This window comes from Streptomyces sp. NPDC059456 (assembly GCF_042750055.1).
Classification (GTDB): domain Bacteria; phylum Actinomycetota; class Actinomycetes; order Streptomycetales; family Streptomycetaceae; genus Streptomyces.
Genome location: NZ_JBHYVA010000976.1, coordinates 1 through 2,254, shown reverse-complemented (window position 1 = coordinate 2,254; position 2,254 = coordinate 1). Strand labels below are relative to the sequence as shown.

2 protein-coding genes are annotated in these 2,254 nt (G+C 72.4%); one reads left to right on the top strand and one right to left on the bottom strand.

What is annotated here, in order from left to right; genetic code table 11:
* A partial coding sequence (gene ureA, locus ACFXA3_RS41270; protein WP_385196442.1) for an urease subunit gamma occupies window positions 1-713 on the bottom strand: 713 nt, incomplete at its 3' end.
* A gap of 155 nt (window positions 714-868) precedes the next feature.
* On the opposite strand from ureA, the gene ACFXA3_RS41265 reads away from it, so the two are divergent.
* A partial coding sequence (locus ACFXA3_RS41265) for a cytosine permease (RefSeq protein ID WP_385196439.1) occupies window positions 869-2,254 on the top strand: 1,386 nt, incomplete at its 3' end.

Below are 2,254 nucleotides of genomic sequence, written 5' to 3'. Positions count from 1 at the left end.
GCCCCGGCCCCGTCCTCGGTTTCCCGGGGGGCCCCGGCGCCCAGGTAGCCGCATGCCGCCGCCCTGGCCAGCGCGAGCGACTTGGCTCCCGGCGCGTCCAGCGGGCCGTCGACCAGGCCGGCGAAGCCGATCGCGACGCGGTCGCCGCCGATGGGGACGAGGCCGATCTCGGCCTCCCCGTGCGGGTCGAACCGCACGGACGAGCCCGCGGGCACGCACAGCCGCATGCCGTAGGCCGCGGCGCGGTCGAAGTCGAGGCGGGGGTTCGCCTCGAAGAAGTGGAAGTGGGAGGTGACGCTCACCGGCACGGATGCCGTGTTGCGCACGTGCAGGTGCAGCGCCGGCTCCGGCTGGGGGGCTCCGGGGCCCGGTACGACCGCTCCCGGGGCGTCGTCGCCGAGCAGCGCCGCACCCCGGATCGGGGCCGACACCACCGCCAGCCGGGAGCCGTCGTCGAAGACGGCCTCCACGTGCACCTCGGTGACCACATCGGCGACGCCGGGCAGCACATCGCCGGGGCCCAGCACGCTGCGGGCCTCCTCGATGGCCTCCGCGAGCCGCTTGCCGTCGCGCGCGGCCTCGCAGACCGTGTCCGCGATGAGCGCGGTGGCCTCCGGGACGTTGAGCCTGAGACCGCGGGCCCTGCGGGCCCTGGCCAGTTCCGCAGCGCTGCGCAGCAGCAGCCGGTCGCGCTCCGTAGGGGTCAGCCGCACGCCGATCCACCACCTTTTGAGTCGATGGGTTAGAGCATCACTCTAACTCTTCATTTCCAGGCAATGAAGCATTGACCTGAGACCAGCGCTTGAGTCACATTGAGTGTCGTTCAAACATCTGCGAACCACCCCCCGCCCTGCCAAGGGAGTCCCCCATGCCCATCGAACAGCGCGGAGTCGACACCATCCCGGAGGAGGAGCGGACGAGCGGGCCCCGAGACCTGATCTCGATCCTGCTCGGCTCGAACCTCTGCCTCGGGGTGATCGTGTTCGGCTGGCTGCCCCCGTCCTTCGGACTGGGTCTGTGGCCCTCGGTCACCGCCATCGTGACCGGCACGCTGGTCGGCATCGCCTTCACCGCGCCGCTGGCACTGGTGTCCCTGCGCACGGCGACCAACCTCTCCACCTCCAGCGGCGCCCAGTTCGGCGTACGCGGCCGGCTCGTCGGCTCGGTCGTCGGCCTGCTGCTCGCCCTCGGCTACACCGCCCTGACCCTGTGGATCGGCGGCGACGTGATGGTCGGCGCCCTGTCCCGGCTCACCGGCCTGCCGGACACCGGAGCCAGCCGCGCCGTGATGTACGGCGTCCTGGCCGCCTTCACCGTCGTCGGGGCCGTCTTCGGCTACCGGCTGCTGCTGCGCATGAGCAAGGTCCTGTCCATCGGCATGGTGGTCCTGCTCGCCGTCGGCGTGTACGCGTACGCCCCCGGCTTCACCACCGCCGCGCCGCCGCAGACCTCGTACCTGCTCGGCTCCTTCTGGCCGACCTGGCTGCTCGCCGCCGTCGCCGCCGGGCTCAGCGGCCCCGTCGCCTTCATCACCCTGCTCGGCGACTACACCCGCTACATCTCCCCGCGCCGGCACAGCCCCCGCAAGGTGTTCCGGGCCACCGGGCTCGGCCTGCTGATCGGCCTGCTGGTCCCGCAGCTGTTCGGCACGTACACCGCGCTCGCCGCCAAGGCAGGCACCGACTACGCCGGGCCGCTCGTGGACGCCTCGCCGGTCTGGTACCTGCTCCCGCTGCTCGCCGCCGCCGCGGCCGGCTCGGTGGGCAACGCCGGGCTGATGCTCTACTCCATGGGCCTCGACCTCGACGCCATCGTCCCCAGGGCCACCCGGGCCAAGGCCACGCTGGTCGCCGCGGGCGTCGCCACCGCGTTCGTCTTCATCGGCTCGTTCGAGTGGGACGTGCAGTCCGCGATGACCTCGTTCGTCCTGCTGCTGACCGCGATCGGCACCCCGTGGGCCGTGATCACCCTGATCGGCTACGTCCGCTGCCGCGGGCAGTACGACGCCGACGCCCTCCAAGTCTTCAACCGCCGCTCGGTGGGCGGCATCTACTGGTACCGCGCCGGCTGGAACGTGTCCGCGACGGTCTCCTGGGCCGTCGGTGCGGGAGTCGGCCTGCTCGCCGTGACGACCCCCTTCTACGAGGGCCCCCTGCTCGCCCTGACCGGCGGCGTGGACTGCTCCTTCGTCCTCTCCGGCCTGGCCGGCGGCCTCGTCTACACGGCCCTGACCTTCCGGAGCACGGGTGCGGCC